Raw genomic sequence first — 24,845 nt, 5'->3', positions numbered from 1 at the left:
TACTCTAATTTATTTTAATTTTATATAAATATATGGCTAGAGCAAGCGAGATCTGCTAATACAATTGAGCAAGAGAAGAATAAGTATGGCTATAGCATTGTGGCACCTTTGATATTTGATGGATTAAGACCATATGATAAATTCAAGAAAATTCACAGCTTGACGACAAAGGCTAATGTAGCATTATATTGGTATCATGACTAACTTAGAAAAGATGAGAGAAAAACTGCAAGATCAAATAAATTATCATAATGTTTTGTATCACCAAAAAAATAAGCCAGAAATAAGTGATGCTGAATATGATGAACTGAAGAAAAAGTTAGCTGAAATAGAGCCAGAAATTTATGCAACACAAGATAGTGTTGGTGCTCCACCTGATGAGAGGTTTTCTAAGGTGGAACATCAAGAACCTATGCTTTCCCTTGAGAATGCTTATGATGAACAAGGTGTAGAGAAATTTTTGTCTAAAATAAAGAGGTTTTTAATTGAGGACAAAATAGAGATATTATGTGAACCAAAAATTGATGGGTTGTCGTTTTCTGCAATTTATGAGGATGGAAGATTTGTTAAAGCTGCAACTCGAGGTGATGGTTTTGTAGGGGAAGATGTCACTCACAATGTTGCAACAATAAAAGGCTTTCCTAAGTTTTTGCAAGGTGTGCAAGGAAGACTAGAAGTAAGAGGTGAAATATACATCAGTAACAGCGACTTTTTAAAGTTAAATGAAAACGATGAATTTGCCAATCCTCGAAATGCAGCCGCTGGTTCTCTAAAGCAATTGGATGCAAACATTACAGCAAGCAGACCTCTTAGATATTTTGCTTATTCTTTGATTGGTGGAGCAGAGAAAAGTCAAAGTGAGGTACTAAATAAGCTTGAGGCACTTGGTTTTTGCGTAAATGAGCATCAGTCCTTAACGAGTAGTTTAGATGGAATGCTGAAGTTCTATAATGAAGTCTATAACTGTCGCTATAACTTGGATTATGATATTGATGGAATAGTCTATAAAGTAAATGATTTGGTACTACAAAATCGTCTAGGGAATACTCACAAAGCACCGCGCTCAGCACTTGCATACAAGTTTTCTGCGGTTTATGCAAAAACAAAGTTAAACAAGATATTTATACAGGTGGGCAGAACAGGGGTTTTAACTCCAGTTGCAGATTTAGTGCCAGTCAATGTTGGTGGGGTGCTAGTTAGTAGAGCAAGTCTGCATAACCAAGATGAGATAAAACGTAAAGACATAAGAGAGGGAGATATTGTAACAATCAAAAGGGCAGGGGATGTAATTCCCCAGATCGTTGAAGTAAGCAGAGATTCTCGTCTTCCAAATACACCTGAATTTGTGTTTCCTGAAGTATGCCCTGAATGTGGTAGTAAAGTACGTCAGGTTGAGGGAGAGGCTGCAGTAAGATGTCCTGAGGAATTTGCCTGTAAAGCTCAAATAATAGAAAAACTAAAGCATTTTGTATCGAAAGATGCATTTGACATTGTTGGCCTTGGTGATAAGCAGATAGAGTTTTTTTACGACCTTGGTCTGATAAAACAAATTCCCGATATTTTTACTTTAGAAGAAAGATTGGATGAATTTAATCTGGAAGAACAGTCTGGTTGGGGCAAGAAATCAATAGCTCATTTATTAAATGCTATACAAAGCAGAAGGGTAATAACTCTAGATAGGTTTATATTTTCTTTAGGTATTAGATTTATTGGCCAAGTTGCAGCAGAATTGCTTGCAGATTATTATGTTTCTTATGATAATTGGTATAATTCGATGATTGAACTGTCATCAGATAATACTGAGCTAGTAGGTATAGACGGCATAGGAAAAAAAGTAGCTGAATCTTTGGAATCATTTTTTTCTAAGGAACATAACATCAAAATGTTAAATGATCTTACTGCTTGTCTTCAAATTCTTCCTGTGAGCTCCAACTCTAGTAACTCTGTTTTAAATAATAAAATTATAGTGTTTACTGGTAAGCTACTTGCTATGAGTAGAGGAGAGGCAAAAGTAAGAGCCAAAACTCTAGGAGCAAAGGTCAGCTCACATCTTTCTGCTAAAACTGACTACCTAATTGCAGGAGAAAAACCAGGATCCAAATATAAAAAGGCAGTGGAATTAGGTGTAGAAATTTTAGATGAAGACCAGTGGCATAAAGTGATAAGTTTGGGAGTGTTCAAATGAAACTTGGATTGTATATTAAATCAAAGTTGCAAGACTATTTAGAGAGTAGCCAATTCTTTCCATCCAAGAATCATTTTATTGACTTGCCTCAATTTTTCAACAGAAGGCAAGTCTTCTGTGCTGAGCGGTAGGCGGACAGTTTGATGTTCTATAAGACCAATATCATGCAAAAGTGCTTTAGTAGGTATTGGGTTGCTGGCAGTAAATAACGCTTCGCAAGCCTGTTGCCAGATATCTGCCTGAGGGTTCCTGCCATTGAGGCACTTCTTAACATATTCATGTGCTACATATGGCCAAACATTGGAAGCAACGGAAACCAGGCCAGCCGCACCATAAGCGGCCATATCGGATATCATATTATCATCTCCACAAAAGACCTCAATATTTGGTGCAACTTTCTTGTACTGAGCTAAAGTATCAACAGTGCCACTTGAATCTTTGATAGCCCAAAATTTTTCGTGGCTGGATAAGTTGCGTACAGTTTCAGCGTGAAGATTTATTCCTGCTCTTGATGGAATATTGTAAAACATAACCGGCACATGTGCTTTCTCAAGCAGCTTTTCAAACCATAAAGTCTGCCCCATAATTCCGGGCTTTGCATAAATGGGAGTTGTCATTAGATAGCCATGAATAGGCATACCCTTGCAAAAATCAAGCCATTCAAGAGTCTGATATAGATTCACTCCTGGTACGCCAATTATAATTTTCGTATTTAATTTTAGCTTACATACGAATTCAACTAATGTACGCTTTTCAGAATCAGTAAGCGATAGGCTCTCACCTGTACTACCCAGCAACACTACGCCATTTTCAGCTTTAACTTGCATTGTCAGTAAACGCTGCAAACTGCTATAATCTATACTATCTCCATTGCAATTAAAAGGAGTAACACAAGCAGTCCATAAAAATGTAGATTTCAATTTAAATTGTTAAAATGGTATTTCATCGTCGAGTAGTTCATCTTTTATATCGTTGTCAAAACTTTCGTGTTTATCTTTTTGTCCTGTTTCACCTTGTTTGTATTCACTCGGCTTGTAATCAGAGTTTGGTCGTGAATCGAGGAGAGTAAGAGCGCTATTAAAATTATATAGAACCACCTCTGTTGTGTATCTTTCACCACCGTTTTGGTCAGTCCATTTTCTAGTTCTCAAAGAACCTTCAACATAAACTTTACTGCCTTTGCGTGCAAAATCTTTGACGATTTTTACTAATCCTTCACTAAAAATTACGATATTATGCCACTCTGTCTTTTCAGAGCGCATACCGGAAAGTTTGTCAGTCCAACTTTCAGACGTGGCTATTGAAAAACTTGCCATTTCTTTTCCATTTTGTGTAGTCCTAATTTCAGGATCTTTTCCTAAATTACCAACTAGTATGACTTTGTTTATGGTACCACCAGACATAATTATGCTCTAAATAAATCCTTTTATTATCTTATGTGAAAATACTATTGTCAAATTTAATTAAAAGTGCGCTTGGAGGGATTCGAACCCACGGCCTTTGCCTCCGGAGGGCAACGCTCTATCCAACTGAGCTACAAGCGCATATATATTTAAGTTATTTAATAGATAAGCCATCCAAGTCAAATTTTTGTTTTGGATAAAGCGTAAACATAATACTCCCATATCCAAAATATACATTTTGAGAATCATTCGCATGCTTTTTTATTGCTTTTTGATCTACGGTCCATACAAAAGTTACATAATTTTCAGTGACTGAGTGCACTTTTAAATCCTTGGTATTTATAAACAGTTTTCCATTTACCCATATTTTCCATGTATCGGGAGAAAGATATAAAATTGAGTCTAAACTCACTACCTTACAGTTGAAATTATCTGATACCTCCTCTTTTACAGCTCTTGAAGATCGTAAATTGAACTTTTCCATTTCATTGACCATTCTATTAACTGGCTCTTCATCAAAAAAAATGCTTTTTACGTTACTATATTGTGACAAAACGTCAAAGTCACTTTCCACTGCTTCTCTTATTATATCGTCCCGATCTGTATAGCTTAGTTTTTGATTGTTGATAAAGAAACACTCTTTTGCACGCAAATTTGCTATATCAATAAAATCGTCGATTTCTTGATTGCCAACTTTAAGAATACTTTCAAAATATCTTTTTTCTATCATCATTCCATACTGAGAATGATGACAAACCATTTCATCATTACCTTGTTTTTCTATATATACGCATAAATTTCCACTATTTAATCCTAATATTTTATGCTCAATAAAATCTTCATTGCCAATATATTGTCGGCAAGAATACTCCTTACAAATTTCTATGCTTTCTATGATATCTTCACAACTGCAATATGCATTAACATTGGAAATGAGTAGCGTAAAAATAAAAAACAGCTTTATGTTCATCACCTTATCTACTTAATATAGTATACCAATCAAAGACTATATTAGCTCTCACTATCTCTATCATATTACCATTCAAAATCTGATTCATAGTTGCAGCATCAATATTTCTCTGCTTATTTAAAATAAGAGATTTGATCATAACATAACCGGGCAGATTTGGAATAGACTGTAGAAATAAAAAAATATGCTTATCGCTGATTGAGCTTAAATTTAGGACCACTTCACTTTTTATTACTTTTGTGCGTTCACTTTTGTTGTGGAGCTCAACTTCTTCGGGTATAGAAATTGATATTTCAGGTTCTAATATATAGTGCTTTTTATATAACTTGCTAAGCTCGAAATTTAAATTTGCAATGTATCTGCTACTATGTAAATTTGAAGAAGAAATTTTTTTCCATAAATCTAGGTTTTTATTTAGAACAACTTCCTTTTTTTGAATTCCAGTAATCTGTAAATTAATAGAACGTATTTTATCAATCGCAATTTGGTTTTTATTATAAATCTTTTCGTTATAGATAACAACATATGTTAATAACCCTATTAATCCAACAGATAATAACAAATACGATATAAACTGAATTGTAGCTTTTCTTTTTAATTGAGAGATAGTCATTAATCTACATTGCCTCTCCTATTTCAACATCAATAGATAGATTTTGCTCTTTAGCAGCAGGTAAGCTAGAAATATTAATGTCATAGGTACGAAAATTATCGTTTAAATTTTTTCGTAGTTTCTCGTATTGATGAGAAATATTTTTACCGGATTGAAAATTAAACTTTAAAGTTGTGGTAATATAACTTTTTGCCTCATTATAATTCCATTCAAATGATCGAAGCTCTATACCTGGTATTTTTAACTTTTCTACATACTTAACTTGTGTAAGAGGAGAGTATTCTATTTTTGATAAAATATTATTGATATTAATAAAATCATAAATTTCATCTATTTTTTTTACATTATAGCTTTGGCTAAGTTTTGTTAATTGGTTATTTAAGGTGTTCTGCTTTGCTGATAAATTATCAGCGACATTGAAATTTGAATACAAATTTAGCAAACAAAGGGTGTTTGTTATAACTAAAACCAGGGCGAAGTATAGAAAAATTCGAGGAGAGTTTAAATAAAGGTAATTGAATAGATAAAATTCTTTAGTTTCCTTTGTATTAAAAATAGCTGCTAATTTATTCTTAAAGCTATGAAACAAAATTATGGTATCGCAAAAGTTATCTTTTTCACTTATAGCTAGTTCTGCTCCTAATAGTTTGCCTAACTCATATGGAGTTAATATGTTCACACTGTTCTCTGAAAAATTTATGACTGATAAACTAGCTTTGATATCTTCTGACACTATGATACAAAGGTCGATAGGGTTATTTTTTTCAAACCCAAACTTAGTTAAGGATCGAATAGTATCTTGCACTTCCTGATATATTCCACCAGCGATAATTCCTGGTAAATTATCATTAGTAAATGATGTTAAGCGCGTAAATACCATTTTATTCTCTTTAAGAACCACTTGTCTATAGCCTCCCGTTTTAGTTGCAGCAACTATAATTTTCCAATTATTAGGATCTTTATGTAGAATCTTTTTTGTTATATTACTTATTTCTATAGGAAACATTAATATTCCCTTAAAGTTGGAGCCTATCTCAATAAACACATTCAACCAATATTCTACTAAATGCTTTGCTTTTGATGAAACAAGAAGATAGCACCAGTTTTGATTGAATTTGTTTGGCTTCTCAACCAAAAAAACTGAACTTATGTCATTATTACGAGAAAAATGCTCCATCTTTGTTTTTGCTGATAGATAGGCACTAATCTTGTTTGCCCTTGTAATAAACTGTAGCGAGTAATTTTGATCTGCATGATTAAGCACCAGGTATAAAGGTGCTTTTTTATCTGACGAAAGACATGAAATTAAATCGGAAACTGCTTTATCGTTTTTGCCCTTAACAAAATACCTTTTATTTAAAGTATTATTTTTAAAATATAGTAACATTATGCCTTCTTCTCCAATAGAAAGCATAAACTTACTTTTGGATTTTGAACTAAACATATTAACAAAGCATATACTTATCTAGAATTAAAAAGGCAATTTATTGAAATTCATTAAACGTTAGAGGGAAATATTGTTATAAATTTTCGCAGCAACATTATTTATATTATAATTTTTTTATAAAATTACCACTAATATTAAGTTGTTTAGATAACAAATTAAGAAAATTCATTAAGACGAATTTGTTGTTTTTCAAATTGTAGGTAAACCTAAGCCACTTTAGCTATATCTGCCGATTGACTTTAATTAATAAGAGTTATTAATCTATTTACTATTCTTGTAATATTATTTCTAATGGTAAAGAAATATATATTTTTCTGGAACAGTTGTTATTTCAGATACAGAATTTATTGTAAGTAAACTAACCATTTGCTGAAGAGCGCTCATCTTCTGTGGTACTTGATGATGGAGCAACTAATTTGCTCAAAATCTCATCTTTTGGTCCCATAGCGTAAATGACACCATCTGACATGAGGATCACCTTATCAACTACGGACAATAACGGTAGCTTGTGAGTGATGATAACAGTAGTAGTATTTTGTTTTCTTGCAATGCCAATTGCATTAATTAAGCATGCCTCTCCATTGCTATCTAAGTTAGCGTTTGGTTCATCAAGTACTAAAAGTTTTGTGTGACCATAAAAAGCTCTGGCAAGTCCAAGAAGCTGTTTTTGGCCGCCAGAGAGCGTTACTCCTCCAGGACCTCCTATTGTTGTATCATATCCATTTGGTAAGCTTAGTATTAGTTCATGTATTCCTGCAATTTTTGCTGCTTTGATTATTTCTTCAGGATTTGGATCTGGCCTCATGCGAGCAATATTAGCTTTGACACTAGTGTTAAATAACTCAATATCCTGAGGTAAGTAGCCAACATAATTACCAAAATTTTCTCGATTCCAAGTATATACATCAGCGCCATCTAGTCTGACTACACCAGATATTGGCTTCCATACACCAACAGTTAATTTTGCGATAGTGGATTTACCAGAAGCACTTGCACCAATAACACCAACTACATCTCCAGGATCTATAATGAATGATATTCCTTTTACTGTCGGCTTATTGCTTCCATAAGGAGTAAAAAATACTCTATCAAATTCCAATTTTCCTTCAGGTTCTGGTAGAGCCATCGTTTGCTCTCTTTTTGGCGATGTTAATATAAGTCTTTGTAGCCTTCCATATGACATTCTAGCCTGATTTAAAAACTTCCAAGTATGAACCGCAGCATCAAATGGTGCTAATACTCTACCCATTAAAATTGAAGCAGCGATGATGCTACCGGCAGTCTTATGAGCTGTGATTGCAAGTAATGCACCTGTTCCAATCACTGATATTTGCAGAGTTGAGCGCAAAAATTTAGTGATTCCAGTAATTACATTAGAGCGATTTTGTGCTTTAATTTGCATTGCTCGGTTCTGATCATTTCGTTTACACCAATCAGAGACTATGAATTCTGACATGCCCATAGCTTCAACCACTTCTGCATTTCTTGTTGCAACATCTATAGCATTGATATTCCGTATAGTTTCTTCGTTGGTTTCTTGTAATATTCGTTTAGTGGCAAGTTCATTCCATATTGCCATAGAGACTAATATAATAATTCCAGTAATAGCTATAAACCCCGTGGAGGTATGTATCATGAAAATCACAACAAGGTAAATTAACGACCATGGAGTATCAAACAGTGAGAATATACCATTTCCTGTAATGAAATTTTTTATCACTCCGAGATCTCGTATTGCTTCACCACTTGAAGTTGAGCTCTGCACTGACGTTAGCCTGATTGACCTTACTATCAGATCTGGTGTTGCAGTTTTATCGATCCAATCACCTATTTTTGCCATGGCTAAATATCGACAAGTTTCAAGCATTGCAGAACATGCAAATGCAGATAAAGTGATAATTGTCAGCATAGTTAGTGTTGATACACTTTCGCTCGATATCACCCGATCAAGCACTTGAGAGGTATAAAGTGGTAGGAATAACATTAATAAATTGATTCCCGCACTAAACCAAAAGATAAACCAAAATGCACTTTTGCATTTTTCTAGGCAAATATATAGAGTACTTTGCTTCAATTCTTTTTTTATTGATGGCGTAATTTCCACAATCTTCCTCTTAATTTGATTACATGCACCATATACAATTTTTATTACAAAAATATTAATAACGGTAGTTAGCTTACTTTAAGTGAGTAAAATATTAATATATGTGAATAGGAAATATAAACAATGGTAAAAAGAAGTATAGTTAATATTTCCTTCATTGCCTATAGCGAAGCTACGTCATACCGCGATTCATTCCATAGCTGTACGAACATTCATTTTTGAAGGTAAACTGCACAGCAAATGGTGTCATGAAAGTAGCTGACACTGGGATGGCTTTGTTGCATCGCTACTTATGAAAGGCTAACTATAATTAGGATTATAAGCAACTTATTGAAAATCTTGTTTTTTTTGCAATCAATCTGATCAAATTTAAGAATAGTAATTTGTTATTTATATTAATAAATTTAATTCTATTGAAAATAGCTAAAGCATTGAAATTCTTGAATTTTAGCCGGATTAGTGAGTGGTAGTGAAATTTCTTTTACTCAAATTTAGGTATTCACTGACCGTTCTTGTTGTAAATACCAGAATAATAAGCTACTGATATTCTCCACCTTTTTTATCTTTAATCCATCATAGCTAGCGATGCAACAAAGCCCACCGATTCATTCTACTGCAACGCAGAAAATTCGTACAATTGTGCATAATGTGGGGCTTCTGGCTACATTTTTCTATTGAACTCACCTTTTCTCTATGTGACAGATTTCGTATTAAATTTTAAATTTAATGCGCCTAGATATACAAGCATTCCTAGCAAAACCATAGGTATAGAAAGCAACTGCCCCATAGTTAAATCAAGCCACAAATAGCCAATTTGATAGTCTGGTTCGCGAAAAAACTCAACGAAAAAACGTGCTATTCCATACCACATAACTGCAATACCAGTTAACGCACCGTGATACAGTCTTATTCTAGTTAAGAAAAACAGTGAATTTGCAACTGCAAAAAGTAGCAGTCCTTCAAAAAGTGCCTCATAAAGCTGGCTTGGATGATGCAGCAAATTATCACCACTCTCTGGAAATACCATACCCCATGGCATAGTTGTAACTCTGCCAAATAACTCTCCGTTTATAAAATTGCCTATGCGACCTAAAAATAAACCTATGGGAACTCCGCAAGAAACTAGGTCCAGTGCATAAAATGTAGGGATATTATGTCTTTTACACGAAATTATTACTGCAAGCAAAACTCCTATAGCACCACCATGAAATGACATCCCTCCTTCCCAGGTCTTCAATATCTCAATAGGGTTGCTTATATAAAGAACTGGATCATATATCAATACGTAGCCAAGTCTACCTCCAAGGATAATACCTACAATAGTGGCTGTTAATAACGAATCGTAAAAATTCTTAGTAAATATTTTTTGGTCATCTAGCTTATGTAAATACCAATATGCAAACACTATACCCAAAACGTAGGCTAAGGAATACCAATATATAGAAACAGGACCGATGCTGAAAATTACTGGATTTAAAGACATATTTTGCTATAAATTATTCTTAGACAATCTACTTTTTTCACGATCCCACTCTCTCTGTTTTATGGTTGCTCTCTTATCGTAGAGTTTTTTTCCTTTTACAATGGCAATTTTAGTTTTTGCAAATCCTTTATCGTTAAAATAGACCGAAAGCGGCACAACAGTTATCCCAGCAGTCTTGATTTGACCAATTAGTTTATTTATCTCCTGTTTATGCAAGAGTAATTTACGTTCCCTTTTTGGTTTATGATTTTTTCGGTTCGCAGCTTTATATTCTGCAATATGCATATTGTGCAGCCATACTTCGCTATTCTTTTCAACAACATAGGCGTCGGAAATATTTACTTTTCTTTCTCTTAGCGATTTAACTTCACTGCTTAATAAGACCATACCCGCTTCAAATTCTTCTAAGATGAAATATTCAAACCTTGCTTTCCTATTTTCTGCAATAACTTCCATATTTAAAGATATCTTTAAGCTTCAATATATTACAGAGTTTTTGACTTAATTCATAATAAAACAGTTATCCCAATAAATATAAGGTGCCAGGCTAGTCTGATAGCAACAGGATAACAAAAATCAAGTAAGTACTTCTTTTGCCTTTCCAGATACAAGTTCCTGCTTTACTCCTTTCATTTCAGTTTTAGGCTTTGACATTATATATTGACCAGCACCAACTATGAGCGCAGATCCTGCAGCTAGTCCAATTATTGCTGGTACAGATAGGGCAGTAGCAAATGCAAGTGCAACACCAACTATCACTGCAGTTACAAAACACACAATAACACCTTTTACAATTGCATTTTTTGCAGATTGTTCTTTTTCTTTCACAATTGCATTTTTTCCAACCTGTTTTTCTTCCTTTTTCTCTGGAAGCTGCATTACATCTTTATTTTCAGTAAGATCCTTTGGCGTTTTTTTATTCTCATTTTTTAACGTTTGCTTTTTTTCCGCTTCCTCTAAAAGCTGAATTATACCTTGATATTTAGTAAGGTCTCTTGGCGTTTTTCCATCAACATCTTTTAATGAAGGGTCTGCTTCAGTGTGTAGCAGAACTTCCACCACTTTTATTTTGCCATTTTCAGCAGCAAGATGTAAAGGAGTACGTCTATCACCATTGTTTGCATTAACCTCTGCTCCTTTTGCGATTAGAGTTTTTACTACATCTTCGTGGCCATTTTTAGCAGCAAGATGTAAAGGAGTACGTCTATCACCATTTTTTGCCTTAACCTTTGCTCCTTTTGCGATTAGAGTTTTTACTATATCTTCGTGGCCATTTTCAGCAGCAACATGCAAAGGAGTCCATCTATCAGCATCCTTTATATTAACATCTGCTTTCTCAACTAGAATTTTTACTACCTCTATGTGGTTATTTTCAGCAGCAAGATGTAAAGGAGTACATCCATCATCATCTTTTGCATTAACATTTGCTCCTTTTGCAATGAGAATTTTTACTACATCTTCGCAGCCCTCTCTGGCAGCAAGATGTAAAGGAGTACATCCATCATCATCTTTTGCATTAACGTTTACTCCTTTATTTAATAGGTTTTTCACCTCCTCCTCATTATTATGTTTAACAGCTGAAAGCAAAGCTTTGATGTTCTCTTGTGCCTTTAATAGAGCTCCTTTTACCACTTCATGGCCTTTTTGAGAAGCAAATGTTAAAGGAGTCCATTTATAATGATCTTTCGCATTAACATCTGCTCCTTTTTCAATTAGAGTTTCTACTATATCTTCGCGGCCATTTGCAGCAGCAAGATGTAAAGGAGTCCACCCATCACTATTTTTTGCATCAACGTTGATTCCTTCTGCTTTTGATAGAACTTGTACTATCTCTTTGTGGCCATTTGTAATAGCAAGATGTAAAGGAGCCCATCCTTTATCATTTTCTGCATTAACATTTGCTCCTTTTCCAATTAGAGTGTTTACTACATTTTCGTGGTTCTTTTCAACAGCAAAATGTAAAGAAGTCCATCCATCACCATTTTTTGCATCAACAATTGCTCCTTTTCCAGTTAGAATGGTTACTACATCTTTGTGGCCATAGTGAGCAGCAATATGTAAAGGAGTAATTTTATTATCATGTTCTGCATTAATATCTGCCCCGTTTTCAATCAGAGCTTTTGCTACATTTGCATAGTTCCAATAAGAAGCAAGATGTAACAATTTGACTTTCTTAGAATTTTGACCACAAGATATAGTAAATATGTAATTTATGTCAGATCCACTATCGTTGTCAGGTTTACTCTTTTCCCACTCTTGACATAAATCTGGATCTTCTTCTTGTAACTTAGCTTTTATTTTTTCAACTATATTGTCCTTGCTCAAATCTGAAAGGTCATTTATTTTTTTTAATATTTCCATAAATTTGTCATATTTCATAACTTCCTCACTTAAAAAACATAACTTAGTTGTTATATCTTTCAACATAGAAGTCAAGAACCTAAATATTCGTTATTATCTTTCCTTAAAGAGTCATTTAAGTTATATTACAGACTATGAAAAACCTCAACTTTAGGAAGGAAATCAAGTTTTTTTCTCTGTCATTTATAATTTTATTTGTTCTATGGACTGTATTGTCTGGTTATTTTGAGCCGTTTTTTATTTTTTGTGGAGTGTTTTCCTCTATATTCACATCGTTTATCTTTAGAAGGTTGATAAACGCTGAAAGAGCTCTTAGCCAGATTTTAAATAGTACGAGTAGACTATCGTTTTATAAGTTAGTAAGTTATATACCGTGGTTAATGTACCAAATCATTTTATCAAGTGTTTATGTAACAAAAAAGGTGCTACAACTCAAATCTAAGCTTGAACCGATTATTATCCTAAGAAAATGCAAAGGGCATAATGACGAAAGCATTGCGTTATTTGCCAATTCAGTCACAATCACTCCCGGAACTTTAACTATCAATGTTGAAAGCAAGCAAAAAACGTATTTGTCTACCATATGCTTGATAGATAAAAACCTTGAAAGCGGCATTTCTGAAATAGAAAACAAAATCTTAAAAATACTACGTTCAGTTAAGTAATTGCTTTAAATAAGTTAACAGCATCCTTATATTCCCTTACAAGACTTTCAAGCATTTCTTTTGGAAGGCTATTATTAACAATAGAACATAAATAATTATATAAATCTTCTAACCTTAATATGTTATTTCTCTTCTTGCTGTTAAATTTATACGGAAAAATACCTTCCATAACTTCAATAGTAGTAGCCTTGTTTAAAAATACATTTTCACTTGTCACGCTTATTCTTGCTAAAACAGTGTTAATTTCAGGTTCGTCACTCGTATAAAAATCTGATAGCTGAGTTATTCTAATAACGTACAAAGTTACTATTTTTGACAAGCAATTATCAGCATATTCACAATTTTTTATTACCTCCCACTGAGTAACCTGAGATTTACCTATTTTTGCATTGTTCGGTAATTTACTCATTGAACTTTCTCCATTTAATCCAGTGTAATAAATTATACTAATACTTTGTTAAATAAATAATAACGCGATTACAAAAATATATACTTATAGTGGTATATTATACAAAAATAGCACAATATCTAAGCATTAAAGCTAGTTTTAGCTGGATACATGGGGCTATTCGTTATTTTGTGTTGTCCAGTGAGGTCCAAAATTAGAGGTCCACTTATATAAAGAGTTTAGTCTGCCTTCTTTGCTATAAAATAAGTTTTCCTTTTGAGCTGTTTTGTTAGTATTAACTAAATTCTAAACTAACTGTGCTATAATGAAAAAGATAAAACTCGGAATACTAATTTCAGGTAGGGGGTCGAATATGCAGGCCTTAATAGAAGCATGTCAAGATCAGAATTTTTCCGCAGAAGTTGCATGTGTTATCACAAATAATAGCGAAGCTGCTGGTCTGAAAATAGCAGAGCAAGCAGGAATCTCAGCGTTTATTGTTAAAGATAAACCGCTTGATGCTGGTAAAATTCACGAAATACTTGTTCAACATAAGGTTGATTTAATTTGCCTTGCAGGGTTTATGAGAATTCTCAAAGCTGATTTTCTGAGTAAATGGCATAACAAGGTGATAAATATTCATCCCTCTTTACTTCCGTCTTTTAAAGGCCTAAACGCTCAAGAGCAAGCTCTAAAAGCAGGTGTAAAAATTACAGGTTGTACTGTACATTATGTCACTCCTGAAGTTGATGCTGGAGCCATAATTGCTCAAGTTGCTGTGCCAGTGTTACTAGCTGATGATATTCAAAGCCTCTCAGAACGCATTCTAGCTGAGGAGCATAAGTGCTATGTAAAAGCAGTAAGATCAATAGCAGAAAGTATTAATTATTGACCCTGAGCGTTTTTTCCAACTTCAACGAAAAATAAATTTTCGGGTTCCAGTAAAGAACTTGCCAGCTCGTTTACTTTTTCTAGCTTTACGTCATTAATGAGACTTACAAAATTATTTAGACGATTAATATCGCGATTACGTACCTGCATACTAGCCAAGAACACTGCTGTGTTTGCGTTATTAGATAGGGAAAAGATAAAATTATTTACCATACTAATTTTTGTATCTTTAAATAATTGTTCATCAATTCCTTCCTTTTTTATCCTGCTCAATGTATCTCTTATTGCAGATATGGATTGACTGGCAGTAGAGCTATCAGTACTTAAACCTCCGGCTATAATATTTGCATGCGTATAACTAGCCATAGAGGCACTAATACCATAAGTAATTCCAAGATTTTGCCTTAGCTCTTTCATCAGCACTGAATTCAGCCCCATACCACCAAGCGCATTAACCAAAACTTGAGCATTATAGTAGTCTGGATCTTCATAAGCTATACCTTTTTGAGCAAAAAGTATCACACTTTGTGGTATATCCATAAAAATGTTCTTACTTTCTGCAGAACCAAAATCATTTTTCACAGGTATTTTTCTCACTTTTGATCTTTTTGACGGCAATTTAGATAAATATTTATCTAATAGCGTAATAATTTCTTCTTTTTTTGCACAACCAGCAACACTGATAACTATGTTATCTTTAGCAAAATTACGCTTTATGTATGTTAAAACATCGTCTCTAGTAATGCTCATTATAGTATCAAGAGTACCGTACACACTTTTTGAGTAAGGATGTTTTTTAAACAATAACGTATCTAATTCTTTTCCAGCAACAAAATAAGGATTTTTTTCAAGATTATTAAAATCAACTTTGGCTTTCTCGAAAACTCTATTCAACCCTTCAGGGTCAACTTTAGGACGTATTATAGCATCGCTAAGTAGTGAAATACTTTCTTCTAAATTTTCAGACAAAGTTTCTAATGACACTCCGAAACTTTCTAAATCGGGGTAAAAAAGTAAATTTATTCCTTTGATCTTCAGTTTTTTTGCAAAATCCTTAGCGTCATTTTCTCCTGCCCCTTCTTGGATTACAAGAGAAGTAAACCAAGCAAGCCCCTGTTTTTCTGCACTCTCATACACATAACCTGCATCTTTAAATGATATATTCAGTGAAACTTTTGGTAAAGCACAGTTTTCGACAAATAAAAACTTAAATCCTTTACGGGTAGTGACCTCCTCTATATTTAAGCTACCACTTGCTTGTAAATTAAAGCTTAGGCAGAAAAAAAACAGAAGTACAAATTTACTTATTCTCATTGTTATCTCCTTTTGGTAATAAACGACCAATTAACTTATTGGAAGAAAAGATAGTACGAATTTTGTTATTTACATCCTCTAAATTAACATCATCTATTTTGCTATATGAAATATCTATTTCATCAAGTGGAATACCAAGTGCAAGGTGTGGCACATAGAACATCGCTATATGAGTTAAGTCAGATAGATTATCAAACTGTGCTGCTTTGTATCTATATTTCGAGCTTTGCAACTCCTCATCCGTTATTCTTTTAGACATGAAGTTATTAATAGCATTATCTAACTCTCTTTCAACAATATCTAAATTAACTCCGCTTTTTGGAATGACCTGAATATCAATGTAGCCATCACTAAAAGCTAGGCTATTATAATAAGCAAACACTGATACTGCCACATCTTCATCTAAAACCAGATCATTATACAGTTTGCTGGATTTGCCGCCACCTAAAATTTCAACCGCTAAATGAGCAGCGGAAGCTTCATTTATATGCTCAAATAAGGGTACACGATAACGAAAATATAAAACTGGTTCTTTTACTTCAGTGCTCTCTAAGGTCACCGATAGACCTGCATTATGCACTGGATCCTGATTTGGGTAATTTCTCATTACAGGCTTAGCTTTAATTTCGCCATATTTTTCTTCTGCTAATTTCACTACTTCATCAAGTTCCACATCACCCACAATCAGCAATATTGCATTACCAGGGTGATAATAACTATCGTGAAACCTCACTATGTCATCCTGATTGTAAGTTTTGATATCGCTCTCCCAGCCAATAACAGATCTACCATAGCCATTACGGTAAAATGCACTATCCATTTCTTCCCACAACAAGTTATGAGGTTGGTTATCAAATCTCATTTTTCTTTCTTCCAGTACAATGTTTTTTTCTCTATCTATTTTGTCTTGAGTAACATTAAAGCTGCCCATTCTATCTGCTTCAACTTCCATTGCCAGTGGTAAATCTTTTTTGGGGACTAACTCATAATAACAAGTATACTCTTTAGTGGTAAACGCGTTAAATTGAGCCCCAATGCTACTCATAGTGGCTTCTATATCTGTGAACTTTCCTGTAGTTTCAAACATTAAATGTTCAAAGTAGTGAGCCAATCCTGCTTTGCCGATTGGATCATCCATTCCCCCAACTTTGTATATTACTGCATGTAAAACGGCTGGAATCCGATGATTAGAAACAACATAAACATCTAGTCCGTTACTGAGTTTAGTATATTTTATGTTGTGCTCTATGTTTAAAGCATTCGAAGAAATTGGGTAAGTAAAAAAAAGTACAGGTAGTATAAGAAAACTAAAAAACTTATGAAGCATTATTTCGACCTAATATAAAAACAATTATTTTATTCCTCATTTTGTTTAGAAATAAGCATATCGTATATATACCACTTATATAACAATGTAAACATTCCACAAACTATAGATAAATCTGCTAAATTAAAGGCTGGCCAATACCAATCATCAATATGAAAATATATGAAATCATATACAGCTCCCCAATAGATCCTATCAACTACGTTTCCGATTGCTCCACCAATCATCAGAGAAAAACCAAGGTAAGTTGACTGATCGTCAGACTTGTATATCAAATATGCAAGTATACCAATTATTAGTATTGAAAATGCTGAAAAAAAGAAACCGCCATGTGGTAAAGCGCTACACATTCCAAAACTAATACCTGAATTCCAAACTTCAACTAGTTTTATAAAACTAGCGATCTCAATTGATTCTCCTTCATCAATCAATGAGTTTATGTACAATTTGCTCGTTTGGTCAATCAATACTATAATTAATATAACAACTAAGCATAACTTTTTCATAAATTTGCCTTTAACCTATAAACTTTAAGTATATCATAATTTATCTGTTTTGTTAACTCCTCAATACTATGGAATTTTTTTTCTGACCTTATGAATTTTAAAAGTTGTATATTGACTTTATGACTATATACGTCTTCATCAAAATCGAATATGTGCATTTCTATTATAGGCTTTTTCAGATCCTTAAAAGTAGGTCTCATACCAATATTGACTACTCCATATAACCAATTTGGATTACTATCAGGAAAAGTCACTCTAGCGTAATATGTGCCAAACTTAGGTTTTATCATGCAATCTTCTATAGGAATATTTATGGTTGGAAATCCTATTTCTCTACCTCTACATGCACCTTTTGTCACAACACCAGAAACTTGATAAGGCCTGCCGAGCAATTTATTAGCAATTTCTATTTCGCCCCTTTGTACATACTCCCTTATTGAAGAAGAAGAGCAAATTTTGCCGTCAATTGTTAATGGCTCTAATTTAGTCAAAGAGTATCCATATATTTCAGAATATTTCTCTAGAGTTAATATATTACCCAATCGTTTATGACCAAAAGTGCAATTTTCTCCGACAATTATGTGTTTAGCGCCATATTTATCTATTAAAATCTCACTGATAAAGTCATCGCAGCTAACCTCAGAAAAACCTCTATTAAAATTAATAATATATAAGTAATCTATACCATAGCTGCTGATTAGTTCCTTTTTTTGTTCTTGGTCTATTAACCTAAAATTGTTTCTACCAAATAAAACAGTTGATGGGTGAGGCTCAAAAGTTAAAACTGCAGAGGGTAATCCTCTTTCTTGTGCTACCTTCTTTAGAGTAGAAATTGCAAACTCGTGTCCTAAATGAATGCCATCGAAATTTCCGAAGGTTAGTGCTATATTATTTTCTATCCCTTGCTCACAATTATAAATAATTTTCATACAATTTGATGTTTTTACATGTTTCTTATATATAATAACTATATTTTAGTAAGCTACGGAGATAAATTGTGAAAAATGTTGTGATATATGTAAAGAAGGGCTGTCCATACTGCATAAGGGCAAAGGATTTACTAGATAAAAAAGGTGTGAAGTATGAAGAAATTGATGTGCTCAAAAACTCAGATCTATTTAACGACATAAAATCAAAGTATAACGTTAGAACAGTTCCACAGATTTTTATCAACGATAAGCACATTGGGGGGTGTGACAAATTGATGGATCTTGAAAAAGAAGGAAAGTTGGATGATATGCTAAATAATAATGACAATCACACTGATGTCACAACCTACACAAACAGCAATGATGAATGTGGAGAGTGTGTTATACCACATGATGATTTTATGTAACTTTTTATCTTGTTTTGTCGTGTAATACGTAAATGAAAACTAGTATGCTCACTTTAAACAATTCTTAATGAATTAAAAATACAATTCATTCAGTGAGTTTTTTTAGTGGGAAAAAATGACAAAAAATATTTCAATTATTAGCAGAAACTTAATTAGTATCGAATTAGTTAACAAACAAGATTTAGAGAATTTCATCAAGATTTTCACAGTGCTTGATAAACATATAGCAGCTAAAACACTTTTTACAGAAGAAGTGAGAATAGAGTATAAACAACACAACGGCATAGAAGTTGTTGAATTGCTAAAAGATACAGACTTTACATATCATGAGGTTGAAAATGTATTGAACCACCTGAGTAAACATGGAATGAAGGTGCCCAGCAGTGTTATAGCACACACCCTTTTTGCTGCATACAATCATGCACTTGAATTTAAGGATGTAGCATTTTCCTTTTCTGAAGGCTCTCCACAATTTAACATCAGAGTGAGTAAGAACACCTTCATAATAACTCCTATGAGTGAGGAGAATTTGGAATTGAATTCACAAAGTAGCAAGAAATTAATAGAGTCGTTACAGAGCGAAAAAAATATTTATGATTGTATAGTAGAAGAAAATACCATTAAAGTTATAGTGCATTCTGAAATACATCAAGCTATAAATTTGATTATAAAATCACTGATAAAGTCTCGCCTTTTAGCAAAAGAGGAAGAAGGAAAATTCAAAGAGAAATTGAGACAACTTGCTTTTAAGGATCAAGCTTTTGTTGAGTATTCCAGTATCAAAACCATCAGTAGGTATCCACATAATCATCCTCTGAGAAAGCATGAAAGTGTTACTAAGGATATAGAAAATATTTTATGTGATTTCATAGCAAATGAGAATAGCGAGTTCGCTATAGAGCGGTTAAATAGGCTGAGCTCAGCAGTTTCTCCGGATACTCCAAGAATCATCACTAAAACTATAGATAAACTTGTTAAGTTTCACTAAGATATACGAGAGCCAATAGATTTCTTGTATTACCTTTTGTCATCCAAGTAGCCTTGGCTACTTGGTTCTTTTTTTGGGTTCCAGCTATGTACATAGCTGTATGAACATTGTAGCCGTTATTCAAGTAGCCCGCAGAAGCGAAAAACTTACTTGACAAACTCCGCCAACTCCCTTATCATGAAACTGAAGCTATTTATTTATCTTCTCTGTACAGATTAAATGACAAAAAAACTCACGTATCTGGCGTCTCATGTTTAATTTTTTGCACTATGTGCACCTTATGTCTTTATAAAACTTCTAGGTTTTTACCTAATATAAGCTAAAATGCGCTTATAAAGCATTTAAAACATAAAAAAACGCCAACTTAAAAAATGGATAGTGAATAACTAGCTACCCTAGGGTTTCTTTTGCCTTTTTTTCTGTTTAGTAAATTTCTTAATGTTTATAATTTAGATTAGTTGCGGCTTAAAAGCAACTGAATCGCGGTTATTAAACGTTTAGAATAAAAAAACGCCATACTTGAAAGTATAATGTAAGTAATTAGCCAACCACGGGGCTTCTTTTGCCTTTTTTTTGTTTGGTAAATTTTTTAACATTTATAGCTAAACGACAACCGTCATCCCACTACTTGTTAGCGGGATCTAGAGATACCGCGAATGAATCGTGGTATGACGGTTCGTGGCGGTATGACGGTTCGCGGTGGCATGACGTAGAATTTTATACTCACCAACTCAGTATTCCAACCTGGATTGTATCTTATCGGTAAAAAAGAAGAGCTATTTTAGGAAGTTTTTATAGGACTAAAACCAAAGAAAACTTGCATATAAGTTTATCAAGATGTAAAATTGAAGTTATTTTAAAAGAATAGGTTAATTATGAATCTTGTAACAAAATCTGCTATCGATTTTACTGCTTCATCTGTTCTCTCTGACGGAGAAATTGTTGATGATTTCTGTCTGAGTAAGCGCATAAAAAATAAGTATGCTGTCCTTTTTTTCTATCCACTTGATTTTACTTTTGTTTGCCCAACTGAATTGATATCGCTCAATAATAGAATAAATGAGTTTGCAAAGCGTGGTGTTGAAGTGATAGGAATAAGTGTAGATTCAAAATTTTCACATTATAAATGGCGAAACACTCCAGTTAATGATGGTGGTATTGGAGAGATTAGCTACACTTTAGTGTCTGATATCAAAAAGTCTATATCAAGAGACTATGGGGTCTTATATGATGACTCAATTGCGCTGAGAGCAACTTTCGTTATTGATGATAAATTTATTGTACGTCATCAATCGATAAATGATTTGCCTTTAGGGCGTAATATCGATGAATTCGTTAGAATCGTTGATGCAATTAAACATAATGAAGAGCATGGTGAAGTATGTCCAGCAGGGTGGAAAAAAGGTAAGCCAGCAATGCAGGCAAGCGATGAAGGAGTAGCTGATTATCTAAACTCATACAGTGAAGAATTATAAATTTAGTACAAAAGTTCTTATTATTGGATCTGGGGCAGCGGGTTATGCTGCCGCTATATATGCAGCACGTGCAAACTTAGAGCCAATTGTAGTAACGGGAATGCAGCCTGGTGGTCAGCTTACAATTACTACAGATGTTGAAAATTATCCTGGTTTTGTTTCAATACAGGGTCCAGAACTAATGGAGCAGATGAGGTTGCATGCAGAAAAGGTTGGAGCAAAAATAATAGATGATGAGATAAAAAGCGTTGAACAACTTGAGGATTCTAATGAGTATAGATTTAGATCTTCGGGTAATATCAATGACTACTACTCGGATGCAATTATAATTGCATCCGGTGCGCAAGCAAAATGGCTTGGTCTCAAGAGTGAAAAGGAATTTCAAGGTTACGGAGTTTCGGCTTGTGCAACTTGTGATGGTGCATTTTTTAGGAATAAAGTTGTAGCCGTGATTGGTGGTGGAAATACTGCTGTTGAAGAAGCAATATTTTTAACTCGATTTGCCAAAGAAGTGATATTAATACACAGGCGTGATAAATTAAGAGCGGAAAAAGTAATGCAAGATAGACTCTTTAAAAATGATAAAATAAAAGTAATGTGGAACCATACCGTAGAGCAGATTCTTGGAGAAGAAAATCCGAAGAAAGTTACTGGTATTATAGTTAAATCAACGGAAGCTCAAGAATTGAAAGTCGATGGAGTGTTCATTGCAATTGGGCATGCACCAAATACGGGTATTTTTAAAGGCTTTGTTGAAATGGGTGAACAGGGTTACATAATTACAAAACCTGGAACAACTTTAACTAGTAAAGCAGGAGTGTTTGCTGCAGGTGATGTTCAAGATAAGGTATATCGTCAGGCAGTAGTTGCAGCAGGAACAGGATGCATGGCTGCGCTTGATGCAGAAAAGTTTTTGGAGTCGTAGTTAATTCTAGGATTTTAGATAAATTGCTTGCAATTTTCCTTTTCTTTTACATAATTATGTTAGTAAATTATTAGATGGGTTTAATATGCTTTATGGAGAGAATAGGACAAATACTAATGGTTACAGATATCAGAGAACTCTAGATGCACCGACACAAAAGTTATTTAAAGCTATTGATGATGAAAATCTAGAAGATTTTAGACAAGCTTTGGAAGGAGATGCGGATGTTAATGCGTTTGATGAGGGATATACACCACTAATGACTATTATCATGAATGGTGATGACAGCCCTATATGCTTAAAAATGATGATGTTGCTTTTACAACATCAAAGTTTAAATATTAATGCTCAAGAAACTAAAGAACGCAATACAGCTCTACATCTAGCCTTTCGCATGGAAAATAGGAATTTTGTACAGATGTTACTTAGACATCCTGAATTAGGTCTAGGCACTGAAAATTCTTATGGAGATCGTTATGGGACACACAGAAGTTATACTCCTAAAGAATATATTGAACAAATTGGGAGAGAGCAGAGGAAAGATTTTTCGCATCTTACAATGGAAATAACAAAAGCACGAAAAGGAAAAGAATTATTAGATGCTCTTTCTAGCGGAAATATTTACCAAGCGAAAAGACTATTAAATCAAGAGCTTAACCCTAATTGCTGGAAAAGAACCTACAATGAAGAAATAGAAACACCGCTTAGCTTAATTATCGAATCGTGTTTACGAGGAATAACACAAGATAACGAAGAAGTATTGACTAAACTTTTAAAACATAAAGACCTAGATTTTAGTCAAATAAAGCCAATACAAGATATAGAGAAAAATCCATGGGTGAAGCAAATAATTGAACAAGCCATTAAAGAGCGATTAACCGGTACTATTAATAGAAAAGATCTAGATGATGTAAAAGAATTGGTAAAGGATAATTGCTTCATAAATCGTGCAATTGTTACTGCTGCATTGAGAAATGTTGATAATCCAATCGAGTCCATTAAAAATTATCTAAATGAAAAATTTCCTGCAAGTGTGGAACAACCTGTGGCAAATACGAATAATATACCAGCAGGTTTTGAGCGGGCTTTTCAAGAAGTTGTAATTGAGCTTGAAAAAATAAAAGCTCAACTTGCAGAAACAGAGCAAGAGCTGGATAGTGCAAAGCAAGAGAAATTAAGTCAGCAAGCAAGGATTAGCGCTCTTACTAATCAAGTAGCTCGACTGACTGAAGAAAGAGATAGGCTTTCATCAGAAAATAGACGGCTCTGTACTGAAAGTCTGAGTAATAAAAACGAAAAACCCTCGCAAGCAATTTCTCCTGGTAAAAAACAAAGCAACTACGCTTCTGCTGCTTTTGTATTATCTGGAGCGTTTGCTGTTGGTGCATGTTTAGCAGTTTTATACGATTATCCAGTAATAGGTGCTTGTCTTACAGCAGTTGCACTGGTTCTTCTTTTAGTAGGATATTTTTTATACAAAGGAGATGAAAAAGACATAGGACCTGGTAGTGCCACAGATAATCCTCGAGTTACAAGGGTTTTGGCTTCTTCTCCAAACTTTGTTGGAAATTCTTATACATATTAAAAACATCTTGATAATTGAGGTGAGTGTAAACTTGAGTGGTCTCAAGACTCGAATGACCAAGCAGTTGTTGTATTGATCTTATGTCAATATCTTCCTGAAGCAAATGAGTAGCAAAACTATGACGAAATGCATGTGGAGATAAGATTTCTGGCAGATTTAATATTCTCCTTATTTTCTGCAAACGATTAGCCACATAAGTTCTTCCCAATTTTTTTCCTCTTACTCCTAAAAAAAGATATTGTGCTTCATCATTAATGCCAAGATAAGGACAGGTTTTTACATATTCCTGTATACATTTTTTTACTACCGGAAGAATGAATACCTGCCTTTGTTTATCTCCCTTACCTGTTACTATTAAACTTTCATTGTTAATATCACTAACCCTAAGGTTCAACGCTTCACTGATTCTTAAGCCTGTACTATATAGCAGGACGATAATCGCAATTTCTCTTTTTACCACCCAAGATTCGCCCAGATCGGATAGTTTCATTTCTTTCAATAAAGTTTTTATATTAGGTATTGATAATGCTTTGGGCAAAGTTCTTCTCTGAATTGGCCTTGATAAGGAAAATACAGCTTCATTGTCTATATTGTAGTTGTTTTTTATGTACTTGAAAAAATTTCTGATTACTGACAATGCACGAGCGTTAGATCTTGCATTCACACCTCTTGCGTAACGAGAGGTAAGCCAACTTCTTAACTCAGGTACGCTCAATTTTTCCAAAGTGCCGACATTTACTTCTCCACCAATGTGAGTATTTAGGAAACTTATAAGATCCTTCAAGTCCCTCATGTATGACTCTAAAGTGTTTGGTGAATAAGATCTGTTGCACCTCAGCCACTCATACCATTTTTCAATGATTGAACCGAGGTCCACAA

At 33.8% G+C, this 24,845-nt stretch carries 23 protein-coding genes and 1 tRNA gene; 8 read left to right on the top strand and 16 right to left on the bottom strand.

Translation table 11 applies throughout. The annotated features are described in order from the left end of the window. Nucleotides 1–196 precede the first annotated feature (196 nt). On the top strand, nt 197–2,185 hold the full coding sequence (ligA, locus tag AAGD51_RS06245) for an NAD-dependent DNA ligase LigA (protein WP_077188219.1): 1,989 nt from the start codon (nt 197–199) through the stop codon (nt 2,183–2,185). A gap of 38 nt (nt 2,186–2,223) precedes the next feature. On the opposite strand, the gene dapA is transcribed toward ligA, so the two are convergent. From dapA to AAGD51_RS06195, 10 genes are all read right to left on the bottom strand, one after another. Next, nucleotides 2,224–3,105, bottom strand: a complete 882-nt coding sequence (dapA, locus tag AAGD51_RS06240) for a 4-hydroxy-tetrahydrodipicolinate synthase (RefSeq protein ID WP_077188220.1) — start codon at nt 3,103–3,105, stop codon at nt 2,224–2,226. 9 nt (nt 3,106–3,114) lie between these two features. Beyond that, nucleotides 3,115–3,588, bottom strand: a complete 474-nt coding sequence (gene ssb / locus AAGD51_RS06235) for a single-stranded DNA-binding protein (RefSeq protein ID WP_006279368.1) — start codon at nt 3,586–3,588, stop codon at nt 3,115–3,117. 67 nt (nt 3,589–3,655) lie between these two features. Then, a tRNA-Arg gene (locus AAGD51_RS06230) sits at nt 3,656–3,729 on the bottom strand. Nucleotides 3,730–3,742: 13 nt separating this feature from the next. After that, nucleotides 3,743–4,558 carry a hypothetical protein gene (locus AAGD51_RS06225; protein ID WP_065094808.1) on the bottom strand — a complete coding sequence of 272 codons (816 nt, stop codon included), beginning with the start codon at nt 4,556–4,558 and terminating at the stop codon, nt 3,743–3,745. Nucleotides 4,559–4,562: 4 nt separating this feature from the next. Beyond that, the gene (locus tag AAGD51_RS06220) at nt 4,563–5,171 is read right to left on the bottom strand and encodes a hypothetical protein (protein WP_015589194.1); all 609 of its coding nucleotides are present in this window, start codon (nt 5,169–5,171) and stop codon (nt 4,563–4,565) included. A 4-nt stretch (nt 5,172–5,175) separates the two neighbouring features. Next, nucleotides 5,176–6,615, bottom strand: coding sequence for a hypothetical protein (locus tag AAGD51_RS06215; protein ID WP_015589193.1), 1,440 nt, complete (start codon nt 6,613–6,615; stop codon nt 5,176–5,178). Between the two features lie 361 nt (nt 6,616–6,976). Next, complete coding sequence (locus AAGD51_RS06210; protein WP_065094799.1) at nt 6,977–8,722, bottom strand: type I secretion system permease/ATPase; 1,746 nt, start codon at nt 8,720–8,722, stop codon at nt 6,977–6,979. 691 nt (nt 8,723–9,413) lie between these two features. Next, nucleotides 9,414–10,205 (bottom strand): prolipoprotein diacylglyceryl transferase, encoded by a 792-nt coding sequence (gene lgt, locus AAGD51_RS06205; protein ID WP_010962823.1) that lies wholly within the window; start codon nt 10,203–10,205, stop codon nt 9,414–9,416. A 6-nt stretch (nt 10,206–10,211) separates the two neighbouring features. Beyond that, entirely contained in the window at nt 10,212–10,661 is a 450-nt protein-coding gene (smpB, locus tag AAGD51_RS06200) for an SsrA-binding protein SmpB (protein ID WP_006279384.1), read from the bottom strand. Nucleotides 10,662–10,781: 120 nt separating this feature from the next. Next, nucleotides 10,782–12,584: an ankyrin repeat domain-containing protein gene (locus tag AAGD51_RS06195; protein WP_236514547.1), complete on the bottom strand. Its 1,803-nt coding sequence runs from the start codon at nt 12,582–12,584 to the stop codon at nt 10,782–10,784. 116 nt (nt 12,585–12,700) lie between these two features. On the opposite strand from AAGD51_RS06195, the gene AAGD51_RS06190 reads away from it, so the two are divergent. Beyond that, a complete protein-coding gene (locus AAGD51_RS06190) occupies nt 12,701–13,231 on the top strand; it encodes a Na+/H+ antiporter subunit E (protein ID WP_077188223.1) in 531 nt (176 codons plus the stop codon). On the opposite strand, the gene AAGD51_RS06185 is transcribed toward AAGD51_RS06190, so the two are convergent. Further along, complete coding sequence (locus AAGD51_RS06185; protein ID WP_006279382.1) at nt 13,224–13,640, bottom strand: hypothetical protein; 417 nt, start codon at nt 13,638–13,640, stop codon at nt 13,224–13,226. The two genes, AAGD51_RS06190 and AAGD51_RS06185, sit on opposite strands and share 8 nt — an antisense overlap. A gap of 304 nt (nt 13,641–13,944) precedes the next feature. Here AAGD51_RS06185 and purN point away from each other — a divergent pair, with 304 nt between their 5' ends. Then, a complete protein-coding gene (purN, locus tag AAGD51_RS06180; protein ID WP_077188224.1) occupies nt 13,945–14,511 on the top strand; it encodes a phosphoribosylglycinamide formyltransferase in 567 nt (188 codons plus the stop codon). On the opposite strand, the gene AAGD51_RS06175 is transcribed toward purN, so the two are convergent. From AAGD51_RS06175 to ribF, 4 genes are read right to left on the bottom strand one after another with little or no spacing between them, the layout of a single operon-like run. After that, the gene (locus AAGD51_RS06175; protein WP_236514549.1) at nt 14,505–15,824 is read right to left on the bottom strand and encodes a M16 family metallopeptidase; all 1,320 of its coding nucleotides are present in this window, start codon (nt 15,822–15,824) and stop codon (nt 14,505–14,507) included. The two genes, purN and AAGD51_RS06175, sit on opposite strands and share 7 nt — an antisense overlap. Continuing rightward, the gene (locus AAGD51_RS06170; protein WP_341810437.1) at nt 15,811–17,151 is read right to left on the bottom strand and encodes a pitrilysin family protein; all 1,341 of its coding nucleotides are present in this window, start codon (nt 17,149–17,151) and stop codon (nt 15,811–15,813) included. Before AAGD51_RS06170 ends, AAGD51_RS06175 begins: the two co-directional genes overlap by 14 nt. A gap of 29 nt (nt 17,152–17,180) precedes the next feature. Next, on the bottom strand, nt 17,181–17,657 hold the full coding sequence (gene lspA, locus AAGD51_RS06165) for a signal peptidase II (RefSeq protein ID WP_006279329.1): 477 nt from the start codon (nt 17,655–17,657) through the stop codon (nt 17,181–17,183). Further along, entirely contained in the window at nt 17,654–18,586 is a 933-nt protein-coding gene (gene ribF / locus AAGD51_RS06160; protein ID WP_010082493.1) for a riboflavin biosynthesis protein RibF, read from the bottom strand. The genes lspA and ribF overlap by 4 nt, the downstream gene beginning before the upstream one ends. A gap of 68 nt (nt 18,587–18,654) precedes the next feature. On the opposite strand from ribF, the gene grxC reads away from it, so the two are divergent. From grxC to AAGD51_RS06135, 5 genes are all read left to right on the top strand, one after another. Continuing rightward, entirely contained in the window at nt 18,655–18,993 is a 339-nt protein-coding gene (grxC, locus tag AAGD51_RS06155) for a glutaredoxin 3 (RefSeq protein WP_007550037.1), read from the top strand. Between the two features lie 115 nt (nt 18,994–19,108). Further along, nucleotides 19,109–19,981: a hypothetical protein gene (locus AAGD51_RS06150; protein WP_007550039.1), complete on the top strand. Its 873-nt coding sequence runs from the start codon at nt 19,109–19,111 to the stop codon at nt 19,979–19,981. A gap of 875 nt (nt 19,982–20,856) precedes the next feature. After that, on the top strand, nt 20,857–21,456 hold the full coding sequence (locus AAGD51_RS06145; protein WP_012673206.1) for a peroxiredoxin: 600 nt from the start codon (nt 20,857–20,859) through the stop codon (nt 21,454–21,456). Further along, nucleotides 21,443–22,381, top strand: coding sequence for a thioredoxin-disulfide reductase (trxB, locus tag AAGD51_RS06140; RefSeq protein ID WP_077188227.1), 939 nt, complete (start codon nt 21,443–21,445; stop codon nt 22,379–22,381). The genes AAGD51_RS06145 and trxB overlap by 14 nt, the downstream gene beginning before the upstream one ends. An 85-nt stretch (nt 22,382–22,466) precedes the next feature. Beyond that, the gene (locus tag AAGD51_RS06135) at nt 22,467–23,966 is read left to right on the top strand and encodes an ankyrin repeat domain-containing protein (RefSeq protein ID WP_077188228.1); all 1,500 of its coding nucleotides are present in this window, start codon (nt 22,467–22,469) and stop codon (nt 23,964–23,966) included. Here AAGD51_RS06135 and AAGD51_RS06130 read toward each other — a convergent pair. Beyond that, entirely contained in the window at nt 23,911–24,843 is a 933-nt protein-coding gene (locus AAGD51_RS06130) for a tyrosine recombinase XerC (protein ID WP_006279615.1), read from the bottom strand. The genes AAGD51_RS06135 and AAGD51_RS06130 overlap by 56 nt on opposite strands. Between the last annotated feature and the right edge of the window lie 2 nt (nt 24,844–24,845).

Origin of the sequence: Wolbachia endosymbiont (group A) of Volucella bombylans (assembly GCF_964026965.1) — a bacterium.
GTDB lineage: Bacteria > Pseudomonadota > Alphaproteobacteria > Rickettsiales > Anaplasmataceae > Wolbachia > Wolbachia pipientis.
The sequence above is the reverse complement of the archived record's forward strand: the minus strand, read 5'-3'. Positions and strand labels throughout refer to the sequence as shown.

Excerpts from the sequence above, each read along its gene's own strand:
- ligA (WP_077188219.1), top strand. The coding sequence starts at position 197 with ATGACTAACTTAGAAAAGATGAGAGAAAAACTGCAAGATCAAATAAAT.
- ssb (WP_006279368.1), bottom strand. The coding sequence starts at position 3,588 with ATGTCTGGTGGTACCATAAACAAAGTCATACTAGTTGGTAATTTAGGA.
- AAGD51_RS06225 (WP_065094808.1), bottom strand. The coding sequence starts at position 4,558 with ATGAACATAAAGCTGTTTTTTATTTTTACGCTACTCATTTCCAATGTT.
- AAGD51_RS06220 (WP_015589194.1), bottom strand. The coding sequence starts at position 5,171 with ATGACTATCTCTCAATTAAAAAGAAAAGCTACAATTCAGTTTATATCG.
- AAGD51_RS06215 (WP_015589193.1), bottom strand. The coding sequence starts at position 6,615 with ATGTTTAGTTCAAAATCCAAAAGTAAGTTTATGCTTTCTATTGGAGAA.
- lgt (WP_010962823.1), bottom strand. The coding sequence starts at position 10,205 with ATGTCTTTAAATCCAGTAATTTTCAGCATCGGTCCTGTTTCTATATAT.
- smpB (WP_006279384.1), bottom strand. The coding sequence starts at position 10,661 with ATGGAAGTTATTGCAGAAAATAGGAAAGCAAGGTTTGAATATTTCATC.
- AAGD51_RS06195 (WP_236514547.1), bottom strand. The coding sequence starts at position 12,584 with ATGAAATATGACAAATTTATGGAAATATTAAAAAAAATAAATGACCTT.
- AAGD51_RS06190 (WP_077188223.1), top strand. The coding sequence starts at position 12,701 with ATGAAAAACCTCAACTTTAGGAAGGAAATCAAGTTTTTTTCTCTGTCA.
- AAGD51_RS06185 (WP_006279382.1), bottom strand. The coding sequence starts at position 13,640 with ATGAGTAAATTACCGAACAATGCAAAAATAGGTAAATCTCAGGTTACT.
- purN (WP_077188224.1), top strand. The coding sequence starts at position 13,945 with ATGAAAAAGATAAAACTCGGAATACTAATTTCAGGTAGGGGGTCGAAT.
- AAGD51_RS06175 (WP_236514549.1), bottom strand. The coding sequence starts at position 15,824 with ATGAGAATAAGTAAATTTGTACTTCTGTTTTTTTTCTGCCTAAGCTTT.
- AAGD51_RS06170 (WP_341810437.1), bottom strand. The coding sequence starts at position 17,151 with ATGCTTCATAAGTTTTTTAGTTTTCTTATACTACCTGTACTTTTTTTT.
- lspA (WP_006279329.1), bottom strand. The coding sequence starts at position 17,657 with ATGAAAAAGTTATGCTTAGTTGTTATATTAATTATAGTATTGATTGAC.
- ribF (WP_010082493.1), bottom strand. The coding sequence starts at position 18,586 with ATGAAAATTATTTATAATTGTGAGCAAGGGATAGAAAATAATATAGCA.
- AAGD51_RS06150 (WP_007550039.1), top strand. The coding sequence starts at position 19,109 with ATGACAAAAAATATTTCAATTATTAGCAGAAACTTAATTAGTATCGAA.
- AAGD51_RS06145 (WP_012673206.1), top strand. The coding sequence starts at position 20,857 with ATGAATCTTGTAACAAAATCTGCTATCGATTTTACTGCTTCATCTGTT.
- AAGD51_RS06135 (WP_077188228.1), top strand. The coding sequence starts at position 22,467 with ATGCTTTATGGAGAGAATAGGACAAATACTAATGGTTACAGATATCAG.